Below are 25716 nucleotides of genomic sequence, written 5' to 3' on the forward strand. Positions count from 1 at the left end.
TAAACGATCGGCATTACCTTAAATGAGGCGCGTTTTTTATCAATGAGTCAAGAGACTGTATCTACTGCGTAATAGGCTTAACTTGTTTGGACTGTCTTACTGCCAGAATAAGTTGTGGTAGCAGTGACATCACGATCATGCCTGTCATCAATGAATATTGGACTGCTGTAAATGATTCACCCATCAATACCATACCTGTCACGATACCGGCTACTGGGTTTGCAATACCACCGAAGGTAAAATCAACCACTGACATACGTTGCAGTAACCACACGTACATACCGTATCCCAGCGCTGTGTTTAGGCCAATCACCCACACTAGCCCCATTGCATTACGAGTATCGAAATGAGTCACGGCGTTAACATAAGGCTGCGGGTCGATGAAGGCATGAATGCCAGACGCGACAGACAAAATCGTACCGCCCAGAATGAGTTGCCATGTGAGTACCTTCCACCAGTGCATGCGATTACCCAATGATTTGGTAATGCTACTGCCGATAACGATACACATAATTGCGGCGAACATGGCACCTAAGCCTATTGGGCTTAAAGCGATCTGACTTGGGTCGAACAGTATCCAGGCTAAGGTGATTAAGCCAATACCAGACAAGGCTTGAATCAAGTGCGGGCGCTGCTTTTTCACTACCCAGTGAAAGATCATCGCAAATACAGGCACAGAGATCATACCCACGCCAGAAATCGCTGAAGGCAGCGTTAGCGCCATTACGAAGATCAAGCCAAAGAAGGTCGCGATATTGATAAGGCCCAGTGTGAAAATGATCTGCCATTCGCCTTTTTTAGGCAGCGTTGGTTTTACCGCTAGCAATAACAAACCAGCAGGTAACGCACGCAAAGCACCTAATAATAATGGTGGCCACTCCTGTAGCGTAAATTGCGTCACTGCATAGGTTGTTCCCCAAAAGAACGCGGGGATCATTGCTAATAATATGTTCATTTAAAATATCTTTACGTTAAGATAACTATTGTGTGAACTGTATACTGAGAACTAGTGGTTGTAAAGTATCTTTATGTTAAACTAGTTTGAAGTAAACAAGACTAATCACGGAGCTAGATTGCAAATGGATGCTATCGACCGCGTTGTAGAGCAATGGGCAAAGGAAAAGCCCGAATTAGAAACTGAGCCTATGGCAATGATGGGCCGAATTATGCGTATTGCCAAGTATATGGAGACGCAAGTTGCCGAGCTTCATAAAAAATACGACATGAAGCTGGGTGAGTTTGATGTATTAGCCACCTTGCGACGTTCTGGAAAACCCTACCGACTGACGCCATCTGAACTGATCGGCTCGATGATGCTGACATCTGGTGCGATGACCAATCGCCTTGATAAATTGGAAGCTAAAGGGCTGATCAGTCGTGAGCACAGCAAAGAAGACAGACGCAGTGTGAGTGTTCAGCTAACCAAAGATGGTCTCATTCTGATTGACCAAATGATGACTGAGCATGTTGAAATGCAGAAGAAGCTCGTTAAATCCCTGTCTGCGAGTCAGAAGAAGAACACTAACCAACTCCTGAAAACGTGGCTGAGTGCTTACGAATAGTTTTGCTGATTTTTCTTTAGATTCATTAAAAAACCGAAGCCTAATAGCTTCGGTTTTTTCTTTTGTAAATCCCGTAAATTATTGGACTTAAGCTTGCAGCATCTCGTCGCTAAACAGTTCTGCGCAACCAATTCCGTTGATGGCGCAGCTTTCATCGATGTCAGATATGTCACCGCTGACACCAATGGCACCGAGTACCGTTTTATCCTTGTCTCGAATCAGTAGCCCCCCTGGAACTGGCACCATGTTTCCGTGTGCGAGCACGTTTACGGCGGAGATGAATGCTGGTCGGTTGTCAGCATCTTGGGCGAGTTTTCTAGAGGAACAACCCAGTGCGAGTGCCCCCCACGCTTTAGCGATCGCGATGTCTGGTCGCATCATGCTAGAGCCGTCTTGACGTTGCAGAGAAATCAGCTTGCCACCGCTGTCTAAGACGGCGACCGTCAAAGGTTCTGTGTGGATCTTGTTTCCTGCTTTTAAGGTGCCATCGATGATGGTTAACGCTTGTTGTAGAGTCAAACTTCCCATGTTATCTCCTAGTTTTTCAAGGGGCCGTGTACCAAGCTAAGCCAGCCAATCACTACTCTGTTGTGAATAATCATTGACTGATTCAGCTCGGTACAAGAGTCCTAACTGGACTCTTGTAATAGCCCATAGCTGGGTAAAGTGAGGAAGGCAGCGAACTCTTCGGCTGTAGAAAGTTGATAGAAAAGATCAGCCGTCTCTTCAAATCGACCTGCTGCATAGCGCGAGTCTCCGACTTCATGTTTTATTGTGTCTAGCTCTTGGTAAAGCCAAGAGTGGAATAGTGATTTGGTAAAGGTTTGGCCATCATCGAGTGTTACCCCGTGGTGGATCCACTGCCAGATATTGGCTCTTGAGATCTCTGCGGTGGCGGCATCTTCCATCAGTCCGTAGATAGGTACACAGCCGTAGCCTTGGATCCAAGCTTCGATGTAATACAGCGCAATGCGTATATTCTTGCGCACCCCTGTTTCGTCGCGGCTGCCTTCACATGGTTTAAGTAAGGTGTCGGCATTGATGGTGTGTTCAGGGCTTTGGAAATTCATTTGATTTACTTTGCCATCAAGGTGCTTGTCGAAGATCGACATTGCTAAATCAACTAGGGCAGGGTGCGCGACCCATGTGCCATCGTGACCGTTTTGCGATTCTCTTTGTTTGTCTTCAATAACCTTGGCGGTAACACGTGCCATCTCTTGTGGATCTTTTGCTGGAATGAAGGCCGACATACCCCCCATCGCCAGTGCTCCTCGAGCGTGACAAGTACGAACCAGCAGCTGGCTGTAAGCGTTTAGGAACTCTTGATCCATGCCGATCCCGTGACGGTCTGGCAGGATACGATCTTTGTGATTTTTCAGCGTTTTGATGTAGCTGAAGATGTAGTCCCAGCGGCCGCAGTTCATCGCTACGATATGATCACGCATGGCATACAAAATCTCTTCCATCTGGAATACAGCAGGAAGCGTTTCAATCAATACTGTCGCGCGAATAGTGCCTTTTGGTACTTGGAAATAGCTTTCGGTGAAGCTGAAAATATCGTCCCACCACTGCGCCTCTTCCATGCTTTCAAGTTTTGGAATGTAGTAATAAACACCTAAATCTTTTTGTGCTCGTGATTGATAGTTATGGAAAAAGTACAAAGCGAAGTCCATCAAGCAACCGCCGATAGGCTGATTGTTGAATTGGATGGATTGCTCAGGAAGGTGGATCCCTCGTGGGCGTGCGATCAGCAGTGCAGGGTCGTCGTTTAATTGGTAACGCTTCTGCTTCTTCTCATCGAAATAACTAATGGTGCCAAGGTTGGCATCTCTTAGGTTGATTTGCCCTTCGACCATATTGGCCCAAGTAGGAGAAGACGCATCTTCAAAACAGCACATGAAGACTTTCGCACCTGAGTTTAATGCGTTGATCACCATCTTTCTCTCGATAGGACCTGTGATCTCTACGCGGCGATCTAGTAGCTCTGGTGGCGGTGTTGCGACTTTCCACTCTTTATTCTGACGAATAGAGACGGTGTCCTTTCTAAAATTAGGTAGCTCACCGTCATCATATTGCGCTTGTTTTGTGTCGCGATCATTTAGCAGGGCATGACGGCGATCTCCAAACTTTTTAATGATAGCTTCTAAGAACTTCAATGCATCTTTAGACAAGATCTCTTTGTACTTGGGGTTGTCCATATTCCCAAGTACCTGCATACACAGTGTTTCTTCTCTTTCTTTCACGTCATTCATCACTGCTTGTCTCCTTTACACAATACGATGTCATTTTGTATACAAAATGTTCTTTTTAACGGTATTTATATTGTAGAAATTGTAAACAAGCAAATGGTATTTAACATTTATTTATCATTTGATCTTTTTGTGATTTATTTTTACGTAAAGATATTTCATGTAAAGCAATGAATTGTAAGCTTTTCAGGCTTTATTGCTGTTCAGTAGGATAGGTTGATGTAACAAAATTGTTTCAAATTGGGCTTGATAAATGCTGAGGATGATTCATAGTACACAAAAGTTAGTTTAATTGTATACAATCTGAACTGGAGGTTCGAATGGCAATTATGAAAGCGATTGAAGCAGCGGTAGAAGTGCTTAAACGTGAAGGAGTAGACATCGCATTTGGTGTTCCCGGCGCAGCGATAAACCCAATGTACGCAGCGATGAAAAAGCTTGGAGGGATCGACCACGTCTTAGCTCGACATGTAGAGGGTGCCTCTCATATGGCTGAAGGCTACACACGAACTAATCAAGATAATATTGGTGTGTGTATTGGTACTTCTGGCCCGGCAGGAACGGACATGATCACAGGTCTTTATTCGGCATCGGCTGACTCGATCCCTATCCTATGTATCACTGGTCAGGCTCCGCGTGCTCGCCTTCATAAAGAAGATTTCCAAGCGGTCGACATTGAATCTATCGCCAAGCCAGTGACCAAGTGGGCAACCACGGTACTGGAACCTGCACAAGTGCCACGCGCATTTCAAAAAGCCTTTCATTTGATGCGTTCTGGACGTCCCGGCCCAGTGCTGATTGACCTACCTCTAGATGTACAGTTGGCTGAGATTGAGTTCGATATTGATACCTATGAGCCACTTGAACCTTACAAGCCACAAGCAACACGTGCTCAGGTTGAGAAAGCATTAACAATGATGGCACAAGCTGAAAAACCGCTGATTGTATCCGGTGGTGGTGTGATCAACGCAGGTGCATCTGAGCTGCTACAGCAGTTTGCTGAAATCACAGGTGTACCGGTGATTCCAACCTTGATGGGATGGGGCTCTATCCCAGATGATCATGAGCTAATGGCAGGCATGGTTGGGCTACAAACCTCTCACCGTTACGGTAATGAGACCATGTTGAACTCTGACTTTGTGTTTGGCGTTGGTAATCGCTGGGCTAACCGTCATACCGGCTCTGTCGATGTATACACTGAAGGTCGTAAGTTTGTTCATGTCGATATTGAACCAACCCAAATTGGCCGCGTGTTTTGCCCTGATTTAGGCATTGTTTCAGATGCAAAATCAGCACTTGAGCTAATGGTTGAGGTTGCACAAGAGTGGCGTGATACTGGCAAACTACCAAATCGAAATGCTTGGGCAAGCGAGTGTCAGGAACGTAAATCGACCATGCTACGTAAAACCAATTTCGATGAAGCACCAATGAAACCGATGCGTGTTTATGAAGAGATGAACAAGGCATTTGGTCGTGACACTTGTTATGTGAGTACCATTGGCTTGTCGCAAATTGCTGCCGCGCAGTTTCTGCATGTTTATAAGCCTCGACATTGGATCAACTGTGGTCAAGCAGGCCCGCTTGGTTGGACAACACCTGCCGCATTGGGTGTTCGAGCAGCCGATCCGAGTCGCGATATCGTTGCTATCTCTGGTGACTACGACTTCCAATTTATGATTGAAGAGCTGGCAGTAGGTGCTCAATTCAACCTGCCATATATCCATGTGCTCGTGAATAACTCCTACCTTGGTTTGATTCGCCAAGCGCAGCGCCAATTTGATATCGATTATTGTGTACAACTGGCGTTCGATAATCAGAATGCGCCAGAGCTTGAAGGCTACGGTGTTGACCATGTTGCTGTTGTTGAAGGCCTTGGTTGTAAGGCGATTCGTGTTCGCGAACCAGACCAAATTGCAGCAGCGTTTGAGCAAGCTAAAGAGCTAATGAACAAGCACAAAGTGCCTGTGGTGGTTGAGCTGATTTTGGAGCGCGTGACCAATATCTCTATGGGCGTAGAGATCAACGCCATAAATGAATTTGAACCGCTTGCGGAAAGCAGCAGCGATGCACCAACCGCGCTAGCGTACAAGTAATCACGAAGTAATGTGTATCCGTAGAGCGAGATTGAGCTCTACGGAAAGCCTCCAATAGCGCGAGGCTTTACTACAAATAACCAGATTTTCAAAAGTAAAGAATAAGGACAGAGTCATGGCAAAATTTGCAGCAAACTTGTCAATGTTATTCACGGAAGTTGATTTTATGGACCGTTTTGAAGCCGCCGCAGAGGCAGGTTTTCAAGGTGTCGAATACCTTTTCCCATACGCCTTTGATGCGGATGAGATTAAACAAAAGCTTGACGCTAATAATCTAGAGCAAGTGCTATTTAACTTGCCTGCCGGGGATTGGGACGCTGGCGACCGTGGTATCGCGGTTGACCCAGCACGCGTTGAAGAGTTTCAAGCGGGCGTACCTAAAGCGATAGCCTACGCCAAGAAACTTGGTTGTAAACAGGTGAATTGCTTAGCGGGCATTGTCCCACAAGGTGTCACTCTGCAAGACGCTCAGGCAACCTTTGTGATTAACCTTCACTACGCCGCAAATGCTCTGGCTGCCGAAGGCATTAGCCTAGTGATTGAAGCGATTAACACGCGCGATATTCCGGGCTTTTTCTTGAACACCACGGAGCAAGCGAAAACCATCATTAAAGAGGTGGCAAGCGATAACCTTTCTATCCAATACGATATCTATCACATGCAGATTATGGAAGGCGACCTTACGCCAACCATGCAGCAGAACATTGGCCAAATCGCTCACGTGCAGCTGGCTGATAACCCGGGTCGACATGAGCCGGGTACCGGAGAAATCAATTATCCATTCGTACTGAACTACCTTGATGAGCTTGGCTATCAAGGCTGGGTTGGCTGCGAATACAAACCGAAAACGACAACGACAAAAGGCCTTGGTTGGCTAAACCAGTACCGTTAATTGTGCCTGGTAACCCTCAAACGTTAAGGAGAACAACATGTCTAAAATTGCATTTATCGGAACTGGCATCATGGGTAAACCTATGGCGAGTAACCTTCAAAAAGCGGGTCACGATTTGATTCTGTCGGATCATTTCAACGCTGCTCCTGCCGAGTTGGTTGCAGCAGGCGCAACGGTTTGTCATTCCCCAGCCGAAGCCGCGGAACAGGCGGATGTCATTATTCTTATGGTGCCAAACACGCCTCAAGTGGAAGACGTCCTGTTTGGTGATAACGGTGTCGAGCAAGGTCTTACTGCAGGTGGTGCAACGGGCAAGCTAGTTATCGATATGAGTTCAATCTCGCCAATCGCGACCAAAGCCATTGCTGCACGTATTAATGAAGGCGGTGCTTCATACTTAGATGCTCCAGTTTCTGGTGGTGAAGTGGGCGCGATCAATGCCGCGCTAACCATCATGGTGGGCGGTGAGCAAGATGCTTTTGATAAAGCACGCCCACTGTTTGAAATCATGGGTAAGAACATCACGCTGGTAGGTGATAACGGTGCAGGCCAAACGTGTAAAGTGGCTAACCAGATCATCGTTGCACTGAACATTGAAGCGGTCTCTGAAGCACTGGTGTTTGCATCAAAAGCCGGTGCTGATCCTGCGCGAGTTCGTCAGGCGCTATTAGGCGGCTTTGCCAACTCTAAGATCCTTGAAGTGCATGGTGAGCGAATGGTTGAAGGCACCTTTGACCCAGGCTTTAGAATCTCGCTCCATCAGAAAGATCTCAACCTAGCGCTAACGGGCGCACAAGAGCTTGGGGTTGCACTGCCGAATACGGCTAATGCTCAAGAGTTGTTTGGTGAGTGTGCCGAGATGGGCGGTGAAGGCTGGGACCACTCTGCGCTTATCCAAGCGATAGAGAAACGTTCTGATCACTCAATTCGCTAATCCTTAACGAGTAATCCGTCTGATACATTGGTGTTGTCGTTTCTGCTGAAACCAAAACCAATGAATCAGGGCTAACATCAATAAGTTAGCCCCCAGTTTCAAACAATTTGTTTATAAATCGCGTAGTTTCGTCTCCTTTTATACGCGTTCCCGGTACGAGGCAAAGGTTGAAGTTGTTCCTTTCCAACTTGATCTTAGCAGGCACCCTTTCGCCTTGTATTGGGGTTCTTTTTTCCTCCGTCAACTAAGGAGTGGCTGATGGACATTGATGCTAAGCAGTTTCTGCAAACCCTTTTCTCAAGTGCTGTAAATCAGGCGCTACCCCAAAATCACATCGAACCTTTTCTTCCTCAAGACATATTCTATCGCTCGGCAAATCAAGCTGGGCGAACTGTCGTTATCGGGGCAGGGAAAGCGGCAGCATCGATGGCCGCTGAATTGGAAGCTGTATGGCAAGCCAAGAAACAGCAAGACCTTGCGCTACGTGACCTTGAAGGTTTGGTGGTGACTCGCTATGAACACACCACCCCTTGCGAACACATTGAAGTGATTGAAGCAGCCCACCCAGTTCCGGATGCGATGGGACTTGAAGTCAGTCATCGGATGCTGGAATTGGTGAGTAACCTCAGTGAAGATGATACCGTGATATGTCTACTGTCTGGAGGTGGCTCTGCATTACTTAGTCTACCTGGTGGCGATATTAGCTTGGCAGAGAAGCAACAAATCAATAAGGCGCTGCTTAAGTCGGGTGCCGCCATTGATGAGATGAACTGTGTTCGCAAGCATCTATCTTCGATAAAGGGCGGCCGACTTGCCAAAGCAGCTTATCCAGCAAGAGTGGTGTCATTGGCGATTTCGGATGTACCGGGTGATGACATCAGTGTGATTGCATCGGGCCCAACCGTACCCGACACCACTACACGTTTTGATGCGATGGCAATCTTGGAACGCTACCAAATAGAAACACCACACTCGGCATTTGAATGGTTGAATAATCCAGAATCAGAGACCGTTAAGCCAGATGACGTTTGTTGGAAAAACGCCGAGCATCATATCATCGCAACCCCAATGTCTGCGTTAGAAGCTGCCGCCGCAGAGGCCGAAGGTTTAGGCATTCCTGCGCATGTGCTGAGTGATTGCATTGAGGGAGAGGCGAGAGAAGTCGCGAAAGTTCACGCTGCATTGGCCAAACAAGTCGCTAATAATAAGCATCCATTCGAGACCCCTTGTGTACTGCTTTCTGGTGGCGAAACAACAGTAACCGTTAAAGGCAATGGGCGTGGTGGGCGCAATTGTGAGTTCCTTTTAAGCTTGTATAACGAGCTCAAAGGCCAAGACAACATCTTCGCTCTGGCTGCCGATACCGATGGAATTGATGGTGTGGAAGACAATGCAGGTGCGTGGATCACACCTCAAACATGGCAACAAGGTTCGAGCCTGTCGCTTAAAGCGCAAGACTATCTCGATGCCAACAACAGCTACGATTTCTTCAAGCAAGTCGATGTGCTTCTTACTACGGGGCCGACGCTCACTAATGTGAATGACTTCAGAGCGATATTGATCCTTTAATTTGAACAGTTCAAAAGCACGGTATGGAATGGTCGCTTCTTAACAAATAGAGCGACCATTTTATTGTTATCAATGCTGTGACCTTGAGTTCTGAAATTATCTTCTGGACTAATGAAGCACGTTGATTACTATGATTTCAGTAACGAGCTGTAAAGGATGCAATATGTCTAGGATCAGACAAAAGAATCAAGATTTAATCATCGAAGTCGCGTGTGAACAATTCGCCACTCATGGTTATGCCGCAACAAAAATGGCTGACATCGCAAAAGCGGCCGACATTCCCAAACCTAACGTATTCTATTATTTCAGCTCTAAAGATAAGCTCTACAACGCAGTGCTTGAAACCGTCACTCAGCCCTTGCTAGAAGCATCTCGTCCGATTGAAGATCTGAGCGATCCTGTTGAAGCTTTATCTCAATATATTCAAACCAAACTGATTATTTCTCGTGACCATCCACATGCCTCTAAAGTATTTGCCAATGAAGTTATGTCGGGCGCGAAAGTGCTGCCGAAAGAGATTGGTGACGAGCTGTATAAGCAATCACAGATGATTATTGATAAGTTCTCAACGTGGTCAGCACAAGGCTTAATGGATGACGTTCCTGCACACCACCTGATGTTTACCATCTGGGCAGCCACCCAAACCTACGCCGATTTTGGTTGGCAGATTTGCAGCGTGATGCAGAAAGATAAGCTCGATGACAAAGACTACGAAGAAGCCGCGGAGTTCATCACTCAGTTGGTGATTAAAGGCTGTGGTGTCAAAAGCTAATATTGTTTGAACGTTTATTCAGGTGTGTGAGTGCAGGCTTTTTTGTTTGTGCAAGTGAGTGATTATAAGCACAGAGCCTCTTTTGTGACCTGTTGTGCAATAACTCATTTAACTTGAACTTGGCTCGATTAGGTATGCCATTTTATTTAAAGATAAGGGTATAGTGTCGCAAAAATTAGCGGCACTTATTCTTCTGAATAACTCAGAATCCTAGGTGAAGCGACCAACAACATTACACGCACAACATATAGGTTTAGCAATGACGCTTAAAAGCTTGGCATGCACCATCAGCGCAGTTCTACTGGCAGGCTGTGGTTCGACAGTAGCAACTCAAACATACAACGCCGATCTGATTATCACTAACGGACAAGTCCTGACGATCAATTCTGAAATGGATGTGATTGAAGATGGTGTTGTTGTCGTGAAAAATGACCAGATCATCGCAGTGGGTAATGAGGACTTGATTACTCAATACCGAGCTGAAAAGGTGATTGATGCTCAAGATGGGATTGTTATGCCAGGCATGGTTAATGCTCATAACCACCTTCCTATGATTGCGTTTCGTGGCTTAGGCGAAGAGGGTATTTCAAACCGCTTGTTCGCTTATTTCTTTCCACTCGAAGCCGAAAAGCTAAGCCGTGAACTGATTTATAACGCAACCAAGCTAGGCAGCATCGAACTGGCACAAAGCGGTGTAACCACTTATGCCGACATGTATTACCACATGGACGAAATGGCCAAGGCGACCAAAGAAGTCGGCCTGCGTGCCGTGCTGGGTGAAACCGTGATTAAGTTCCCAGTGGTTGATGCCAAAGAACCTTATGGCGGAATTGAATATGCCAAAGGTTTTATCGAGCAGTATCAAAACGATGAGCTGATTACACCCGCTTATGCGCCACATGCGGTGTACACAGTGAGCAAAGACAAGCTGCAAGAAATCAACAAACTCTCTGCTCAATACGATGTGCCTGTGTTGATTCACGTTGCTGAATTCCCGAATGAAGAAAAGCGCATCAAAGACGAAACTAAGGCAACGTCGCCAGTCGAATACATGGATGAAATTGGAGTACTGGACGAGCGCGTAGTGATTGCTCACGGTATCCACCTTTCAGAGAACGACCAAAAGCTATTGAAACAAGCTGATGCGGGTATCTCATACAATCCAATGGCGAACGCCAAAGGGGCGACAGGCATTGCACCTGCGTGGGAGATGTACCGTGCTGATATGCGAATCGGCTTGGGAACAGACGGCCCAATGAGCTCTAACCAAGTCGATATCATGCGTACTCTAAGCTACGCAGCCAACATGCAACGTTTAAAGCATTCTGACCGTACCATCATGATTCCTGAACAAGTGATTGAGATGGCGACATTAGGTGGCGCAAAAGCCTTACACATGGAAGACCAAATCGGTTCTCTTGAAGCGGGTAAGAAAGCGGATATCGTGATTGTAGAGACACAATCGGCGAACATGATGCCAAGCTACGACCCATATGCGACATTAGTTTACCAAGCGAATCCAAGCAACATCGACACTACGATTGTTAACGGCCAAATCGTAATGGAAAATCGAGTGATGCAAACCGTTCAACTGGATGAAATCCGCCAAAGCGTCGATGAGTTCGAAGCAGACATTACCGAGTTTGCTAAAGAGCTTTCTAAGAAGGCGATTAAGTCGAAGAGTTTGATGGATTAAGACATAAACGGCTTCTAAAATCGAACTGAATGAACAAGGCCGACATCACGTCGGCCTTCTGTGTTTTTCCAGTTTAGATAGAGCTTATCTAATTATTCATCGCCAGCTTACCTAGCTTCATTGCAGCAGCGTGGTGACGGTGCATTAGTTGTTCCATGTCTACGCCAATCAAAGCGCCATCGTTAACTCGCCACTTACCTGCAACCATTACCTTATCTGCTTGTTGAGCGCCGCAGAGCAATAGTGCTGCCAGTGGATCGTGGCTGCCAGAAAAGCGAATGTCATCGAGTTTGAACATTGCGATGTCGGCTTGCTTGCCAACCTCTAGCGTACCAATGTCGGTTCTGCCCATCGCAGCTGCAGAGCCTGATGTCGCCCAGCGCAATGCATCAAAGTGAGAAACATTGGCAGAGCCATATTGTAAGCGTTGTAAATACAGCGCCATGCGTACTTCGGCAATCATATTTGAGCCATCGTTTGAAGCTGAACCATCAACACCCAGTCCGACCTTAACGCCAGCCGCTTCAAGGTCGTTGTTCTTACAAATACCGGAAGCCAACATCATATTGGAGGTCGGGCAGTGGCTGATACCAATGCCAGCTTTACCCAAGCGCCTAATCTCTTTTGGGTTGAATTGAATACCATGGGCGAGCCAAGTGCGTTCATTCAGCCAGCCCACATCTTCTAGGTAGTCGACAGGGCGTAGGCCAAACTTCTCGATACAGAAGTCTTCTTCATCCAGTGTTTCACATAAGTGCGTGTGCATCATTACGTTCTCACGCTCACTTATCTTAGCGGTTTCCTTCATCAGATCGGTGGTGACAGAGAACGGCGAACAAGGCGCAAGCGCGATTTGAACCATCGCCCCTTCATTACGCTGGTGGTAATCACGAATCAAGCGTTGGCTGTCATCTATGATGGTCTGTTCGGTTTGAATGGTGTGTCTTGGAGGTAGCCCACCTTCATCTTCCCCTAAGCTCATTGAGCCGCGAGTGAATATTGCTCTAACGCCCAGCTTCTCTGCGGCCTCGACTTGCAAATCAATAGCGTGCTCAAGCCCATTAGGTAACAAGTAATGGTGATCAGAGGCAGTGGTACAACCCGACATCATAAGCTCAACCAGCGCCAACTCTGTAGCAAGGCTCATCATCTCCGAATCGAGATTCGCCCAAACAGGGTAGAGGCTTTGTAGCCAATGGAAGAGTTCTTTATTGAGTGCGCCGGGGTAGGCACGCGTTAGGGTTTGATAGAAGTGGTGGTGCGCATTGATAAGCCCTGGAGTCACAACATGACGAGAGGCGTCGACGCTGTAATCTATGGGAAAGGTCGGCTCTTTGTATTTGCCAACCAGCTCAATGATTTTATTACCTTTAATGACAATTCCGCCTTCTGCATCAGCATTCGAGCCAGTGTAGATTGCGAGAGGATTCTTAATCCAGATGGTTTCCATTCATAGTAGTCCTTAGCCATCTCAGCCTTTTCAGGGAAGAGGGTCTTTATTTGGTATTTGTAGTGAAAGATAAATTCGAATCAAGGGTGATGAAACATTCAGTGTTCTCGTTACACCCGTGATTCTACGGAAATCGGTTTTACGCTCGTTAGCGATTCATCTAGTTCGCTTTTGGCTCAGGATTTTCTGGTGCCGTTTGGGCGTCAGCTTTTGTTGTTGCTTGTTGAATCTCTAGCTGCTCGTGTGAGTGTCGTTCTTCTTCAGCTTGTTCTTTCATTTCTAACTCAACTTGCGCTTGGCTCTCGGCTAACGCTTCTTGCTCTTCTGCTCGTGAAGATTTCGGCAACACAAGGTTTAGCAGAACCGTCATGATGGTTCCTGTTGTAATGCCAGAGTGAAGGAAATTCGCCAAATCATGTGGCAAGTGTTGCAGCAATCGTGGTTCGAAAGTGACGGCCAAACCAGACGCCAAACCTACACAGATTACCAAGGCATTTCGTTTGGTGTCTGCGGCTTTGATCAACATGCGGATACCCGCGTAAGCAATCATTCCGAACATCACAAAGCCCACACCACCCAAAACAGGTTTCGGAATCGTGACGGCAATAGCAGCTAATTTCGGGAATAAACCACCTAAAATTAGTAAACCACCTGTTGTAGCTACTACATAGCGACTTGCTACACCAGTGATACCCACAATACCGACGTTTTGACTGAATGACGCCAATGGCATCGCGGTGAGAATAGAAGAGAGTGTGCTACCAAGGCCATCGCCTAGAAGACCACGTTTTAAGTCTTTGCCGGATACTTGGGTTTGGCAGTTGTTGCCAAGCGCCATGAAGTCACCGGTTGCTTCAGCGATAACCACTATGTACACCAAGCTCATGCTGATGATGGCACTAGCAGAAAAGGTAAAGCCATATTTGAAAGGTTCAGGTCCGCCAACCCAAGCCGCAGAGCTGATTTGTTCAAGGTCGACCATGCCGAGCGACAGCGCCACAATGTAACCGCCTGCTAGGCCAATCACGATAGCGGAAGCCGCAACTGCGCCTTTACAATAAACCGATACGCCAATCACTATCCCCAAAGAGACCAGTGCGAGAAACAGCTTAGGTAGCGTGGCGAATTGTTCGGTGTTTGCAGGGGAATCGCCAACCCAGTTCATGGCAACCGGTAAAATGGTTAAGCCGATTAGGGTAACCACCACACCACTTACCACGGTCGGGAACAGCTTTCGAACCTTGTCCATGTAGAAACTGGCCCCAATTACCACGAATGAGCCGATAAGCGCTGAGCCCATAATGGCAGCAACACCACCTTCGTTACCGATTGAAATGGCCACACCTAAAAAGGCAAAGCTCGAACCCATCACAACGGGCAGTCGAATACCAACAGGGCCGAAACCAAGACATTGAGCGACGGTCACAATACCGGATGCCAATAGCGCAGCATTGATCAGCGAGACGATCTCTGTGTTAGGTAGGCCGATGGAGGCGCCGACAATAAGGGGAACAGCGACGATGCCACCAATCGAGGCGAGCATGTGTTGCAGAGCGAGTAGGAGGGTTAGCCCATGAGGCGGTCTTTCATTAAGGGTGTACAGAAGTTTCATTTGATATTCCTCTGCCTGCGTTTCCGTTTACAGGCGATTGGCGGTCAAATAATGACTTCTACAAACTGCGTAGGGTCATAAAAAAGGTGCACTGAATCGGTAGGGGTTATGCTCTCTCGTCATCAATGCAATTAGCTTTCTTAAAAATCATGTGTTGCTTGGCTTGCGAACGAGCCAAGCAACGTTGTGAGCAATCAAGAAATGACTGCTCAGGAGCTATAGGGTTAACCGATGAACACTAGCTTGGCGATGAAGATAGCCGCTAGGAAGTACATCGAAATTGATACGTCTTTTGTTTTACCTGTCGCCAGTTTCAGCACTGTGTAGGTAATGAAACCCAGAGCGATACCATTCGCGATAGAGAACGTCAGTGGCATCATTAACGCTGTAATAGCTGCAGGAGCACCGTTGGTGAAGTCTTTCCAGTCCACGTGCTGCATGCTGCTCATCATTACGAATGCCACGTAAATCAATGCGCCAGAGGTTGCGTAAGCTGGGATCATGCCTGCAAGTGGAGATAGGAAAATCGCCGCTAAGAACAACACACCAACCACAATCGCAGATAGGCCAGTTCGTGCACCTGCTGCAACGCCCGCTGCACTTTCTACGTAACTGGTTACTGGCGGACAACCCACACACGCACCTGCCACACTTGAAATACTGTCGGCTTTCAGCGCTTTGCTCAGACCTTCAATTTTGCCCGTTTCAGGATTAGTTAGGTTTGCGCGCTCTGCCACGCCCATCAAAGTACCTGCGGTATCGAACATGTTTACAAAAAGGAAAGCCAAGATAACGCTGATCATCGAAACATCAAGCGCACCCATAATGTCCATTTTTAGGAACGTAGGCGCTAAGCTTGGTGGTGCTGCGAAGAAGCCGTTGTAATGCACTAAGCCAAGCATCATGCCGACAAGCGTTACACTCAAAATACCGATAAGCACCGCGCCAAACACTTTACGCTCACTGAGAACCGCAATAATCAAGAATGCGATAGCAGCCAGTAGTGCTTCTGGTTTAGTGAAGTCACCTAGTGATACCAAAGTTGCTGGGTTTTCGACGACGATGCCTGCTGTTTTTAAGCCAATTAGACCTAAGAACAAACCAACGCCTGCAGTCATGGAATAGCGCAAGCTCTCAGGAATACTCTCGATGATCCATTGGCGGACTTTGTAGAAGCTCATCCCGACGAACAAGATACCGGAGATAAACACCGCACCTAGCGCGACTTCCCAGCTGTAGCCCATTTCGCTTACTACTGTGAACGAGAAGAAGGCGTTCAAGCCCATGCCCGGCGCAAGTCCGACAGGCCAGTTCGCAAATAGCCCCATTAACAAACAGCCGATTGCAGCACCAATGCAGGTTGCGACGAATACCGCGCCTGAATCCATGCCTGAAGCAGCCATGATCTGTGGGTTAACGAAGATGATATAAGCCATGGTTGCGAAGGTGGTGACACCACCGACTAACTCATTTTTTACGCTACTTCCGTGGGCCTTAATTTTAAAAAACTTCTCTAAAATTCCGTTGTTCGCATCTTGGTTGAGTATTTCTGTTTTACTCTCACTCATGTCAGCAAGTCCTTTTATGTTGTGATCCATTTATTGAATACAGCGAGATTTCAATATTAAGTTTTAAGGTTTTTCCTAGCCGTTATTTATCTAGTTATCTGTTCTCTAGTCATCAACTTCTAACTAATAACGTTGTTAGTATTTTTATATGAGCGTGTTTAGTGAGTGCACACCTGTTGGGATGCACACATCACGCATGAATCTGTTTATTATTGGGTGATTGAGCCTAGATCGGGATTCTAAGCGTCGGGACTAACTGCCCCGATAAGTCGAGAAACTGTATGGTGAGACTAAAAGCGGAACATGGTAGTGCGCATCGGGATCATCCAAGCCGAAACGAATCACCACATCGTCTAGGAAAGGCACACCATCCAATTCCACACCTTTGCTTTTGTAATAATCCGCAACGTAGAACACCAATTGATATTTCCCTGGTCGGAAATCATTCCCTGCCAGAATCGGCGCATCGGTTCGGCCATCGGAGTTCGTGATTACCGTCGCCAGCTTTTCTGTTGAGTCTTCATTGACCTTATAAAGCTCTACCTTGATCTCTGCACCCGGTAAGCCGTGAGTCGTGTCTAATACGTGTGTTGTTAGTCTTCCCATAGTCCTTTAATAGCGCTTTTGGCGCTCCTCTGTTCCGTGGTTTATCTGTCTGCTTCGACCTTGCAAAGAATGCAACTGGTCACTTTGTTATCACTAACTATGTACGAACTGTACACAATTAGTAAAGCAAATTGTTGGAAAAATGTTAACCATTGTGTCGTTTTTTCTGACTTTATAGATCTTGATTCTCGTTTTTTGGTGAGCTTGTGTTTTGTTAACTTATTGTTTTTAAATAAATGCAGTGCGCGAATTTAACTTGAATAACAAAATCTTTACATTGAGATAAATAATTGTATACAATAAATGTACAGGGGTAAGGTTGCTTTGTTTATCGAGAATCCATTTGGTGACTCAGTTAAAGAGCGGCTAAGCCAACCACTTATGTTAGGAGTACTTGGATGAATAAGGATTATTCAAGAAATTTGATCGGTTACGGAGCTAACCCTCCAAACCCTCAATGGCCAGGTAATGCGCGCGTCGCGGTTTCTTTTGTATTGAACTATGAAGAGGGCGGTGAGCGTTGTTTGTTACATGGAGACGACGAGTCTGAAGCTTTCCTCTCAGAGATCCCGTCAGCACAGCCGATCAAAGGCGAACGTCACATCAGCATGGAATCCATCTATGAATATGGTAGCCGTGTAGGTGTGTGGCGTGTTCTTCGTTTGTTCGATGAATATGAAATCCCACTGACTGTGTTTGCGGTCGCTATGGCGATTGAGCGTCACCCAGACGTAGCGAAAGCCATGGTCGAAGCGGGCCACGAAATCTGTAGTCACGGTTATCGCTGGATTGACTATCAATACATTGATGAGTCTGAAGAGCGCGACCACATGACCAAAGCGATTGAGATCATCCAACAAGTGACGGGTCAGCGCCCGCAAGGTTGGTACACAGGTCGAACGGGGCCAAATACTCGTCGTTTAGTTGCAGAAGAAGGTGGCTTCCTTTACGACTCAGATGCCTATGACGATGACCTGCCTTATTGGCACACCGAAACCGGTCATCCACAACTGGTGATCCCTTACACACTTGATGTAAACGATATGCGCTTCTCAACCGCGCAAGGTTTCAACTCGGGTGAGCAGTTCTTCCAATATCTAAAAGACACGTTTGACACCCTCTATATGGAAGGCGAAACCGCACCGAAAATGATGTCGGTTGGGCTGCATTGTCGTCTTATTGGTCGCCCCGGTCGTATTGCTGCATTAAGACGTTTCTTAGATTACGTAAAACAGCACGACAGCGTGTGGTTATGTCGTCGAATCGATATTGCCAACCATTGGCACCAGCATCACCCTTATCAACCGAACAAATAACAGTGAAGCAAGGAGGCTTAACGTGACTGAATTTCGATCTTGCCAACCAACAACCATGAGCCGCGATACCTTTGTCGCGCACTTCGCTGATGTTTACGAACACAGCCCGTGGGTTGCTGAGGCGGTGTATGACCAAGGTTTGAATGCCGAAGACGATCATATCGAGAACCTTCATCTGAAAATGGCATCGACCTTGTTAAATGCCGAGCAAGGTAAACAGTTGGCTTTGATCAACGCTCACCCGGATTTAGCCGGTCGAGCTGCAGTAAATGGCGAGCTCACTGAGTCGTCGACCAAAGAACAAGCGGGGGCGGGCATCGATCAGTGCAGCGCCGAAGAATTTGAAAAATTCACTTCTTACAACAACAGCTACAAAAGTCGCTTCAATTTCCCTTTTATCATGGCGGTGAAGGGAGCCAATCGTTACCAAATTCTTGAGTCGTTCGAGATGCGATTAGGAAATGATAGTGAAACTGAGTTTGCTATGGCGATTCAAGAGATCAACAAGATCGCGATGTTTCGTCTCTGGGATATGTAAGTTAACGGAGTTAACAGCTATCTCAGCCCAGTCTTAGTGCGCTAAAGGTTTGATTTATCAGAGACTTATTTACCAAAGCCTTATTGAATAAAGCCCGAGCCACTAAGTTCTCATTTTATTATTACTTGATTAATTTCATAGGATTACACGGACATGACCCATAAATTTGAACAGTACATAAACCTTGCAGACGAAAAACTCGGCGCAGAAGCTATCTTTGCAACCGACGATTTTTTCGCAGATAAAAGCCGTCTACTCAGCCACGCAGCGCCAGAGTGGAAAGACGACTTATACGACGACAACGGCAAGTGGATGGACGGCTGGGAAAGCAGACGCAAACGCGGCGAAGGTTACGACTACTGTGTCGTTCGCCTTGGCCTAGCGGGCACCATTGCTGGCGTTGATATTGATACCTCATTCTTCACAGGTAACTTCCCACCTTCGGCATCAATTGACGCGTGTTATTCACCACAAGGTGAGCCAACAGATTCAACAGAGTGGCAAGAAATTCTGCCTTCAATGGCACTACAAGGTGATCATCATCATCTTGAAGACATCGAAAGTGACCAAGTATTTACGCACCTACGTTTGAACATCTACCCAGACGGCGGTGTCGCACGCCTACGTGTTTATGGCCGACCAAGTGTAGATTGGGACGCAATAGATTCTCAACAACAAGTCGACCTAGCAGCCGTTGAACACGGTGGCCGAGCACTCGCATGTAGCGATGAGCACTACGGCAATAAAGCCAACATCTTAGGCCCAGGCCGCGGTGAAAACATGGGTGATGGCTGGGAAACAGCACGTCGTCGTACACCGGGTAACGACTGGGTAATCGTGGCATTAGGCCACCCAGGTAATATCGAACGTATCGTTGTGGATACGGCACACTTCAAAGGTAACTACCCAGACAGCTGCTCAATCCAAGCGGCTTACGTGAAAGGTGGTACCGACGATCAAGTGGAAACACAAAGCCTATTCTGGCGTGAACTCTTGCCAGCACAAAAGCTGCAAGCACACGAGATTCACGAATTCATTTCTGAGGTAAACGACCTTGGTGCGATTACCCACGTACGTGCAAACATATTCCCAGATGGTGGTATCAGCCGTTTGCGTCTATTTGGTACGAAAGCGAAATAGGTAAGGAAATGAGTATGAGTAATGGAATACGTCGTTTATCCATCGAACCGTTAACCAAGCAGGCTTTTGCAGAGTTTGGCGATGTTGTCGAGTCCGATAATAGTGATTTCTTCATGATCAACAGTGGATCAACACGTCGTTACCACAAGCTAGCGACAACGGATGTGCAAGACCAAGACGGAGAAGCGATCATCAGCATCTTCCAGGCCACACCGTTGAACTACCCACTGACCATCAAAATGTTAGAGCGTCATACACTTGGCTCTCAGGCATTCGTTCCATTACTTGGTCAACCCTATTTAATTGTTGTTGCACCAAAAGGCGATAACCCAACGTTAGCCAATAGCCGAGCTTTCTTGAGCAACGGCCGTCAAGGAGTGAACTATCACAAAGGGGTGTGGCATCACCCAGTTCTCGCGCTCACCGATCAAGACCAGTTCTTGATTGTCGATAGAGGCGGAGAAGGACATAACTGTGATGAAGTTTATTTCGAGAACGATCGAGTGGCATTGCATTTGGAAGACTTGCCAACGGAAGACAACAAGGAAGAGCAACGCTTAGCTAAAGCGTTGTGATACAGGAGTTTATTATGGATCCGCATATTACAGAGTGGTTGAATTTAGCGATTCGCTGGATTCACATGATTGTTGGTGTTGCGTGGATAGGCGCATCATTTTACTTTGTTTGGTTAGAGAACAACCTTAATCGAGTAAACCCAAAAACGGGCCTTTCAGGCGACTTATGGGCAATTCACGGCGGTGGTATTTATCATCTAGAGAAGTACAAACTTGCGCCACCAGAAATGCCAGAGCACCTGCACTGGTTCAAGTGGGAAGCCTACTTCACGTGGATCACCGGTGTGTGTCTACTGGGTGTGGTTTACTACCTTAACGCTGAAATCTACCTGATTGCACCGGGCTCTGGCCTTGATTCAACCACCGCAATCGCGATTGGTATTGGTTCATTCGTTGCCGGTTGGTTTATCTACGACTTACTGTGTGACTCACCATTAGGTAAAACCCCCGTGTTGCTTGGCGTTGTGCTGTTTGTGCTGCTCGTTGCTGCGACATATGGCCTAACCCAAGTGTTCAGTGGCCGTGGTGCTTACATCCACGTGGGTGCCATCATTGGTACCATCATGGTGGGTAACGTATTCCGCGTTATCATGCCGGCGCAGCGTAACTTGGTGAAAGCGATTGAAGAGAAACGCGAACCGGATCCGACATTGCCAGCGAAAGGTTTACTGCGCTCTCGTCACAACAACTACATGACACTGCCAGTGCTGTTCATTATGATCAGTAACCACTTCCCAAGCACTTATGGTTCGGAATATAACTGGTTGATTCTTGCTGGCCTCGCGGTCTTCAGTATCTTGGTTCGTCATTACTTCAACACCCGCCATGGCAGTCAGAAGTTTGCATGGACTGTGCCAGTAGCGGCATTGGGTATGATTACTCTCGCGTTTGTTACCTCACCTTACGCGAAAAAACAGATGACTCCGGTTGTGAAAGTGCCAGTGGTTCAAGAAGTGCAAGTGAGCGCGACAGAATCGGCTCCAGAAGAACTTGCTGCGAACAGTACCGCTTCGACAACGACTGATGCTCAACAGGCTCCAGCACACGCAACGCAATCTGCGAGCGCAGGCGTCAGCTTTGAAACCATCAACAAAGTCATTCAAGAGCGCTGTTCTGTGTGTCACTCATCAACCCCTAGCCATGCTGCTTTTGCTGCTGCGCCAGGTGGTGTGATGTTTGATACCCCAGAAGAGATTAAAGCCAACGTACCAAGGATTGTTGCTCAAACCGTAACAACCAAGGTGATGCCGCTCGGCAATATGACTCAAATGACTGATGAAGAGCGTGCACTCATCGGTACTTGGGTAGAGCAAGGCGCGACGCTTCAATAACCGTACTTTTCAATAACAGTACTCAGCATCCTTTACCTAAGAGCATGAGTCTTAGGTGAGGCTTGGGGAGAGTTTGGTTTACGGGCACGCGCCAAACTCATCCCACCCTGTTTCCCCGGTTCCTATAACCGGGGCTTTTTTTGTTTTTGGAGAAAGACATATTAGAGAGTTTATTAGTATGCATATTCTAGAATTTTATGAATCCACCGAAGTAAGTTCGATATTTGCGCTACATAACACACTGAGTTGCATATAAATTGTTGTTGGTCATGAAATTTTGGCTGTATGTTTGGTATGTGTATGTTCTGAAAGGAAAGCTTGTTGAAATTCAAAGCTTTTGATTGCGAAACTTCACAAAGAACTAGTCAGATACCCAAGTATAAATTTCATAAAAAATAAGGAAATATAGTAATGAAATCAGTTTTTTCGTTCGACTCAATGTTAACTCCTAAGTTAGTCACAGGCCTATATTGGTTGTTGTTGCTAATCGCTGTAGTTTCAGGACTAGCAACCATGTTTGGAGGGTATGGAGGCGTAACATTTGAGAAGTTTATTCTTGGTGCGTTTACGATATTAGGCGGCGCTATAGGTGCGAGAATTTGGTGTGAATTGATGATAGTTATCTTCAAAATTAATGAAAACCTGCAGTCTCTAAAGGACTTAAAAGACGAGACTGAAGCCTAGTATTCAGATGCGTGGCAGCTAACATTTCGATGTTAGCTGTCTAACATACTGTTACGGTCCCCCCTTCTCCTAATATTTCATTCGGAGGTTCAGATATTTATCAAACCTCTGACCTGTCAGTAAAGTCTATACATTGCCCTCTATATTGATAATAATTATCACTTGGTTTTTATTATTAATTTAAGTGATGAACAATTTGAGATTTACCAACTATCTTCCTCTTAATCTTTTACTTCTAACCCCTATTACTCTTGCAACGACCTCTGATTTTTTGGATGCAGAAGAGTTTAACCATTCCCAAGATACCATTTGTGAAAGCGTGGTCTGTAATAACCCAACTACACCTTTAATTTTACCAAGGACTGAAACGGAGAATGAAGTTGAAGAACATGTTTCATCATATGAACCCATCGATGAACTTGAGGAATACCGAGTGCTTTCTCAAAAGCGTATACCAAAATATTGTAGCGATCTAAATGAGATGTACGGCGTTCGTTTGAAAGACTGTATGCATATGTAGTTCTGTATAAGACACTTGATATGAAGCTCTACTCATGGCATTTTTTTTACCAAATTGACTTTAATTAGGACAAAAAATGGAAGACTTGATAGTCGCGTATTTTAGGGCATTGAGCTCATTATTTAGGTATCTGTTTCAGTCGATATTGATTGAGTTCATTGGTTACGGAGCTAGCTGGATAGTTTGTAAAGTATTCACATTAGGGCGCTTCCCCCCATTGATTCCAACTGAAAAAGAGCGAACCAGAATCTCTTATATCGGAGCTATTAGTCTCGCACTCCTTCTTTTGGCAATTGGTGTATTTAATAGTTTTTAGGCAGCGGAATAGAGTGTGACCATGGATAGTATTCAAAATAATACGGACAAAAAAGACATGCTTGAGAAAGTTCAGGATATTGCTTCGATTAACGGGCTGGAATATGAAGTGAGCGGGAATGTTCTTAATCTTAAACTAGGCAGAGCCGCTGGAAAGGTTAAGATTAAATACGATTACGTTACGCGTTCATACGTCTACAACTGCAATGAATATGCTGCTGGTTTTTCCAGCCTCATTTTCTTCGCTCTTTCGTTCAATACTCTGTATCAGGCAGACCAACAAGTATGGTCTGGCTACGTCGCAGGTTTGATGTTTGCGGTGGCAGTATTTAATTTGATCCAATTAGTGTTGTCTCACGTGCAAATGCTAGATATTAAAGCGCAGCTAAGAGAGGTCGGTATCTATCTAAAGTCTGCCGCATAAGAGCCTTTAGCTCCTTGTGTATCGTGAACAACTCAGCAATCGCTGAGTAACGATTGGTTAAGTCCTGCCATCGGTAGCTATGTGCTCAAATAAACAGCGCCAACGCCAATTCTTGGTGCTGTTTTTACTTTCCTCTTACACTCTTTTCTAATATCGAACCTAGTATCAAATTACTCTTTGTCATACAGGCAAGTAACTCATTATGAAGCACTTCTTCGATAGCGAACTCATGCTCTCTAGCTCCTTGAATTTCGTTTTGCTATCCCTTGGGCTAACGCTCCTCTTACATATTCCCATTTGGTGTGGATTCAATTTAAGCAGACGAAAATGGAAATTGATGGACTATTTGTGGCCGCTGCTAGCGGGTATCGGCATGCTGGGTGCGGTGTCTGAAATTCGGGCATCGGTAGCCGGTGATTGGGTCGAGACTGAACAAACTAGAGCCGTCACTATTTTAGAGTCGATTCAGCAGTTTTCTTTGGATAAATTAAGAAGCGACATCTGCACAGGTCAGCCATCTTTAGACGCTAATGGACAGCACCATGAAGCGTGTTTGTGGTATTTGAATACAGCGATTACTTTTAAAGATGTCGATTTCACTCTGTTGCCCAACGCCGCAGATTTCACGGTTCCTCCGCCTAGTGTGTCGCTGGTGGAAAGCGACGCCGTGTGGGTGAGTGGCATGCTGAGTCAGTATGAAAAACAGAAGAACCAATACATTAAAACCAGAGAAGCGCAGGTGAAGCAGCCACTAGAAAGCATCTTCTGGTATGTGAGTCCTTACTTAGTCTGTATCGCAATTGCGTTGCGTTTGACGAAAGTGACCGCAGAGCTCAAATTAGATAAATGTGCAAATAATTAGTTCGATAAAGACAGCGCGAACGACAGCAAGATAGGTAAGGTGACCACACTCAGGAAGTTACCAAACAACACCATGGACGCGACCTTGGGTGGCTCGACATTGAAGCGTTCTGCGAACAGGTAGTTCATCACGGCGGGTGGCAGCATGGTGAACAGCACCATCATTTGTAGGTGCAGCGTAGGCAGCGGGATAAAGAAGTAGATGATGGTAAAGGCGATGGCGCCAGTAAACAGCGATTGAGCGGTACACAGCAAGCCTACCTTTAATCCGCTCAGTCTCAAGTTGACCATTTGCGAACCTAGCGACAACAGCATGATAGGCACCGCTGCTTGCCCAAGCAGAGAAGTGGCTTCGTAGATTGGATTCCATACTGCAATGCCAGATAAGTTGAGCGTCATCGCTAATGCGGCGGCTAAGAATATCGGCATTTTGAGGATCTGTTTGATCGGATTGCCTTCGCTTAGTAGCGCCAAACCGACACTAATGTGCACACACGCTGATACCACAAACAGTAATACCGCAGGGGCTAATGCGCTTTCGCCAAAGGTATACGTGAACAGGGGAATAGCCAGGTTGCCACTGTTGCGGAACATGTGTGGAGGAGCCCAAGCTTTGAAGTTGAGCTTAAAAATCTTACAGATTGGAATCATCAACAATGCTGGCACTAACACCGAAACCAAAGACGCAGAGATAAGTGGCAGTTGCTCGGTGTCGAGAGGCATGGTGGTCAGCGATGCAAACACTAAAGCAGGAATACACACATCCATGTTAATGCGATTGATCGGTTTGAAGTCGGGCTTGAGCCAACGACCGACCGCAAAGCCAGCACTGGCTAAAGCAAAAACGGGAAACAGAATGCTGACGACCTGTTCGAACATAGAAATCCTTTCTAAGCGTGTGTGGATGTTGTTTTAAACGGACAAAGCGTGACCGATCATCGTCTAACCTACCAACTTAAATCGGTTGCGTCATGGGTGTGAAGCACACGTTAAGCAATAATTTGTATTT

25 protein-coding genes are annotated in these 25716 nt (G+C 46.3%); 17 read left to right on the top strand and 8 right to left on the bottom strand.

Features of this window, described 5'->3' with window-relative positions; genetic code table 11:
* Positions 1–61: 61 nt before the first annotated feature.
* Positions 62–955: a DMT family transporter gene (locus BCT34_RS05575; RefSeq protein ID WP_076651048.1), complete on the bottom strand. Its 894-nt coding sequence runs from the start codon at positions 953–955 to the stop codon at positions 62–64.
* A gap of 124 nt (positions 956–1079) precedes the next feature.
* Between BCT34_RS05575 and BCT34_RS05580 the strand changes: the two genes are divergently transcribed.
* Positions 1080–1562, top strand: coding sequence for a MarR family transcriptional regulator (locus BCT34_RS05580; RefSeq protein ID WP_017054932.1), 483 nt, complete (start codon positions 1080–1082; stop codon positions 1560–1562).
* 87 nt (positions 1563–1649) lie between these two features.
* On the opposite strand, the gene BCT34_RS05585 is transcribed toward BCT34_RS05580, so the two are convergent.
* Positions 1650–2090, bottom strand: a complete 441-nt coding sequence (locus tag BCT34_RS05585; RefSeq protein WP_008220964.1) for a heme-binding protein — start codon at positions 2088–2090, stop codon at positions 1650–1652.
* A gap of 101 nt (positions 2091–2191) precedes the next feature.
* On the bottom strand, positions 2192–3817 hold the full coding sequence (gene aceB, locus BCT34_RS05590) for a malate synthase A (protein ID WP_076651047.1): 1626 nt from the start codon (positions 3815–3817) through the stop codon (positions 2192–2194).
* 314 nt (positions 3818–4131) lie between these two features.
* On the opposite strand from aceB, the gene gcl reads away from it, so the two are divergent.
* From gcl to BCT34_RS05620, 6 genes are all read left to right on the top strand, one after another.
* A complete protein-coding gene (gene gcl / locus BCT34_RS05595) occupies positions 4132–5904 on the top strand; it encodes a glyoxylate carboligase (protein ID WP_076651046.1) in 1773 nt (590 codons plus the stop codon).
* A gap of 115 nt (positions 5905–6019) precedes the next feature.
* Positions 6020–6796 (top strand): hydroxypyruvate isomerase, encoded by a 777-nt coding sequence (gene hyi, locus BCT34_RS05600; protein ID WP_076651045.1) that lies wholly within the window; start codon positions 6020–6022, stop codon positions 6794–6796.
* 37 nt (positions 6797–6833) lie between these two features.
* Entirely contained in the window at positions 6834–7730 is an 897-nt protein-coding gene (locus tag BCT34_RS05605) for a 2-hydroxy-3-oxopropionate reductase (protein ID WP_076651044.1), read from the top strand.
* A gap of 258 nt (positions 7731–7988) precedes the next feature.
* Positions 7989–9299 (top strand): glycerate kinase, encoded by a 1311-nt coding sequence (locus tag BCT34_RS05610; RefSeq protein ID WP_076651043.1) that lies wholly within the window; start codon positions 7989–7991, stop codon positions 9297–9299.
* Positions 9300–9462: 163 nt separating this feature from the next.
* Positions 9463–10071 carry a TetR/AcrR family transcriptional regulator gene (locus BCT34_RS05615; protein WP_076651042.1) on the top strand — a complete coding sequence of 203 codons (609 nt, stop codon included), beginning with the start codon at positions 9463–9465 and terminating at the stop codon, positions 10069–10071.
* Between the two features lie 259 nt (positions 10072–10330).
* The gene (locus BCT34_RS05620) at positions 10331–11767 is read left to right on the top strand and encodes an amidohydrolase (protein ID WP_076651041.1); all 1437 of its coding nucleotides are present in this window, start codon (positions 10331–10333) and stop codon (positions 11765–11767) included.
* A gap of 88 nt (positions 11768–11855) precedes the next feature.
* Here the strand turns inward: BCT34_RS05620 and BCT34_RS05625 are convergent, their stop codons facing one another.
* From BCT34_RS05625 to uraH, 4 genes are all read right to left on the bottom strand, one after another.
* A complete protein-coding gene (locus BCT34_RS05625) occupies positions 11856–13217 on the bottom strand; it encodes an 8-oxoguanine deaminase (protein ID WP_076651040.1) in 1362 nt (453 codons plus the stop codon).
* 160 nt (positions 13218–13377) lie between these two features.
* Complete coding sequence (locus tag BCT34_RS05630; protein ID WP_076651039.1) at positions 13378–14829, bottom strand: nucleobase:cation symporter-2 family protein; 1452 nt, start codon at positions 14827–14829, stop codon at positions 13378–13380.
* 224 nt (positions 14830–15053) lie between these two features.
* Positions 15054–16397, bottom strand: coding sequence for an NCS2 family permease (locus BCT34_RS05635; protein ID WP_076651038.1), 1344 nt, complete (start codon positions 16395–16397; stop codon positions 15054–15056).
* A gap of 252 nt (positions 16398–16649) precedes the next feature.
* Positions 16650–17003, bottom strand: a complete 354-nt coding sequence (gene uraH / locus BCT34_RS05640; RefSeq protein WP_017069064.1) for a hydroxyisourate hydrolase — start codon at positions 17001–17003, stop codon at positions 16650–16652.
* A gap of 398 nt (positions 17004–17401) precedes the next feature.
* Between uraH and puuE the strand changes: the two genes are divergently transcribed.
* The 10 genes from puuE to BCT34_RS05685 all read left to right on the top strand — a co-directional run bounded on the left by puuE (position 17402) and on the right by BCT34_RS05685 (position 24708).
* Positions 17402–18319, top strand: a complete 918-nt coding sequence (gene puuE, locus BCT34_RS05645) for an allantoinase PuuE (RefSeq protein WP_076651037.1) — start codon at positions 17402–17404, stop codon at positions 18317–18319.
* 22 nt (positions 18320–18341) lie between these two features.
* Positions 18342–18857 carry a 2-oxo-4-hydroxy-4-carboxy-5-ureidoimidazoline decarboxylase gene (gene uraD, locus BCT34_RS05650; RefSeq protein ID WP_076651036.1) on the top strand — a complete coding sequence of 172 codons (516 nt, stop codon included), beginning with the start codon at positions 18342–18344 and terminating at the stop codon, positions 18855–18857.
* A 153-nt stretch (positions 18858–19010) separates the two neighbouring features.
* The gene (gene alc, locus BCT34_RS05655) at positions 19011–19997 is read left to right on the top strand and encodes an allantoicase (protein WP_017069066.1); all 987 of its coding nucleotides are present in this window, start codon (positions 19011–19013) and stop codon (positions 19995–19997) included.
* Between the two features lie 14 nt (positions 19998–20011).
* Positions 20012–20572 carry an ureidoglycolate lyase gene (locus BCT34_RS05660; RefSeq protein WP_076651035.1) on the top strand — a complete coding sequence of 187 codons (561 nt, stop codon included), beginning with the start codon at positions 20012–20014 and terminating at the stop codon, positions 20570–20572.
* 14 nt (positions 20573–20586) lie between these two features.
* Positions 20587–21903 carry a urate hydroxylase PuuD gene (locus BCT34_RS05665; protein WP_076651034.1) on the top strand — a complete coding sequence of 439 codons (1317 nt, stop codon included), beginning with the start codon at positions 20587–20589 and terminating at the stop codon, positions 21901–21903.
* A gap of 411 nt (positions 21904–22314) precedes the next feature.
* The gene (locus BCT34_RS05670; RefSeq protein WP_076651033.1) at positions 22315–22587 is read left to right on the top strand and encodes a DUF4282 domain-containing protein; all 273 of its coding nucleotides are present in this window, start codon (positions 22315–22317) and stop codon (positions 22585–22587) included.
* 196 nt (positions 22588–22783) lie between these two features.
* Positions 22784–23107: a hypothetical protein gene (locus BCT34_RS24200; protein WP_131828348.1), complete on the top strand. Its 324-nt coding sequence runs from the start codon at positions 22784–22786 to the stop codon at positions 23105–23107.
* 76 nt (positions 23108–23183) lie between these two features.
* The gene (locus tag BCT34_RS05675; RefSeq protein ID WP_076651031.1) at positions 23184–23423 is read left to right on the top strand and encodes a hypothetical protein; all 240 of its coding nucleotides are present in this window, start codon (positions 23184–23186) and stop codon (positions 23421–23423) included.
* Positions 23424–23444: 21 nt separating this feature from the next.
* Positions 23445–23846, top strand: coding sequence for a hypothetical protein (locus BCT34_RS05680; protein WP_017076957.1), 402 nt, complete (start codon positions 23445–23447; stop codon positions 23844–23846).
* Between the two features lie 337 nt (positions 23847–24183).
* On the top strand, positions 24184–24708 hold the full coding sequence (locus BCT34_RS05685) for a hypothetical protein (protein ID WP_076651030.1): 525 nt from the start codon (positions 24184–24186) through the stop codon (positions 24706–24708).
* Here the strand turns inward: BCT34_RS05685 and BCT34_RS05690 are convergent.
* Positions 24705–25586: an AEC family transporter gene (locus BCT34_RS05690; RefSeq protein WP_076651029.1), complete on the bottom strand. Its 882-nt coding sequence runs from the start codon at positions 25584–25586 to the stop codon at positions 24705–24707. The two genes, BCT34_RS05685 and BCT34_RS05690, sit on opposite strands and share 4 nt — an antisense overlap.
* Between the last annotated feature and the right edge of the window lie 130 nt (positions 25587–25716).

This window comes from Vibrio sp. 10N.261.45.E2, assembly GCF_002875705.1.
GTDB lineage: Bacteria > Pseudomonadota > Gammaproteobacteria > Enterobacterales > Vibrionaceae > Vibrio.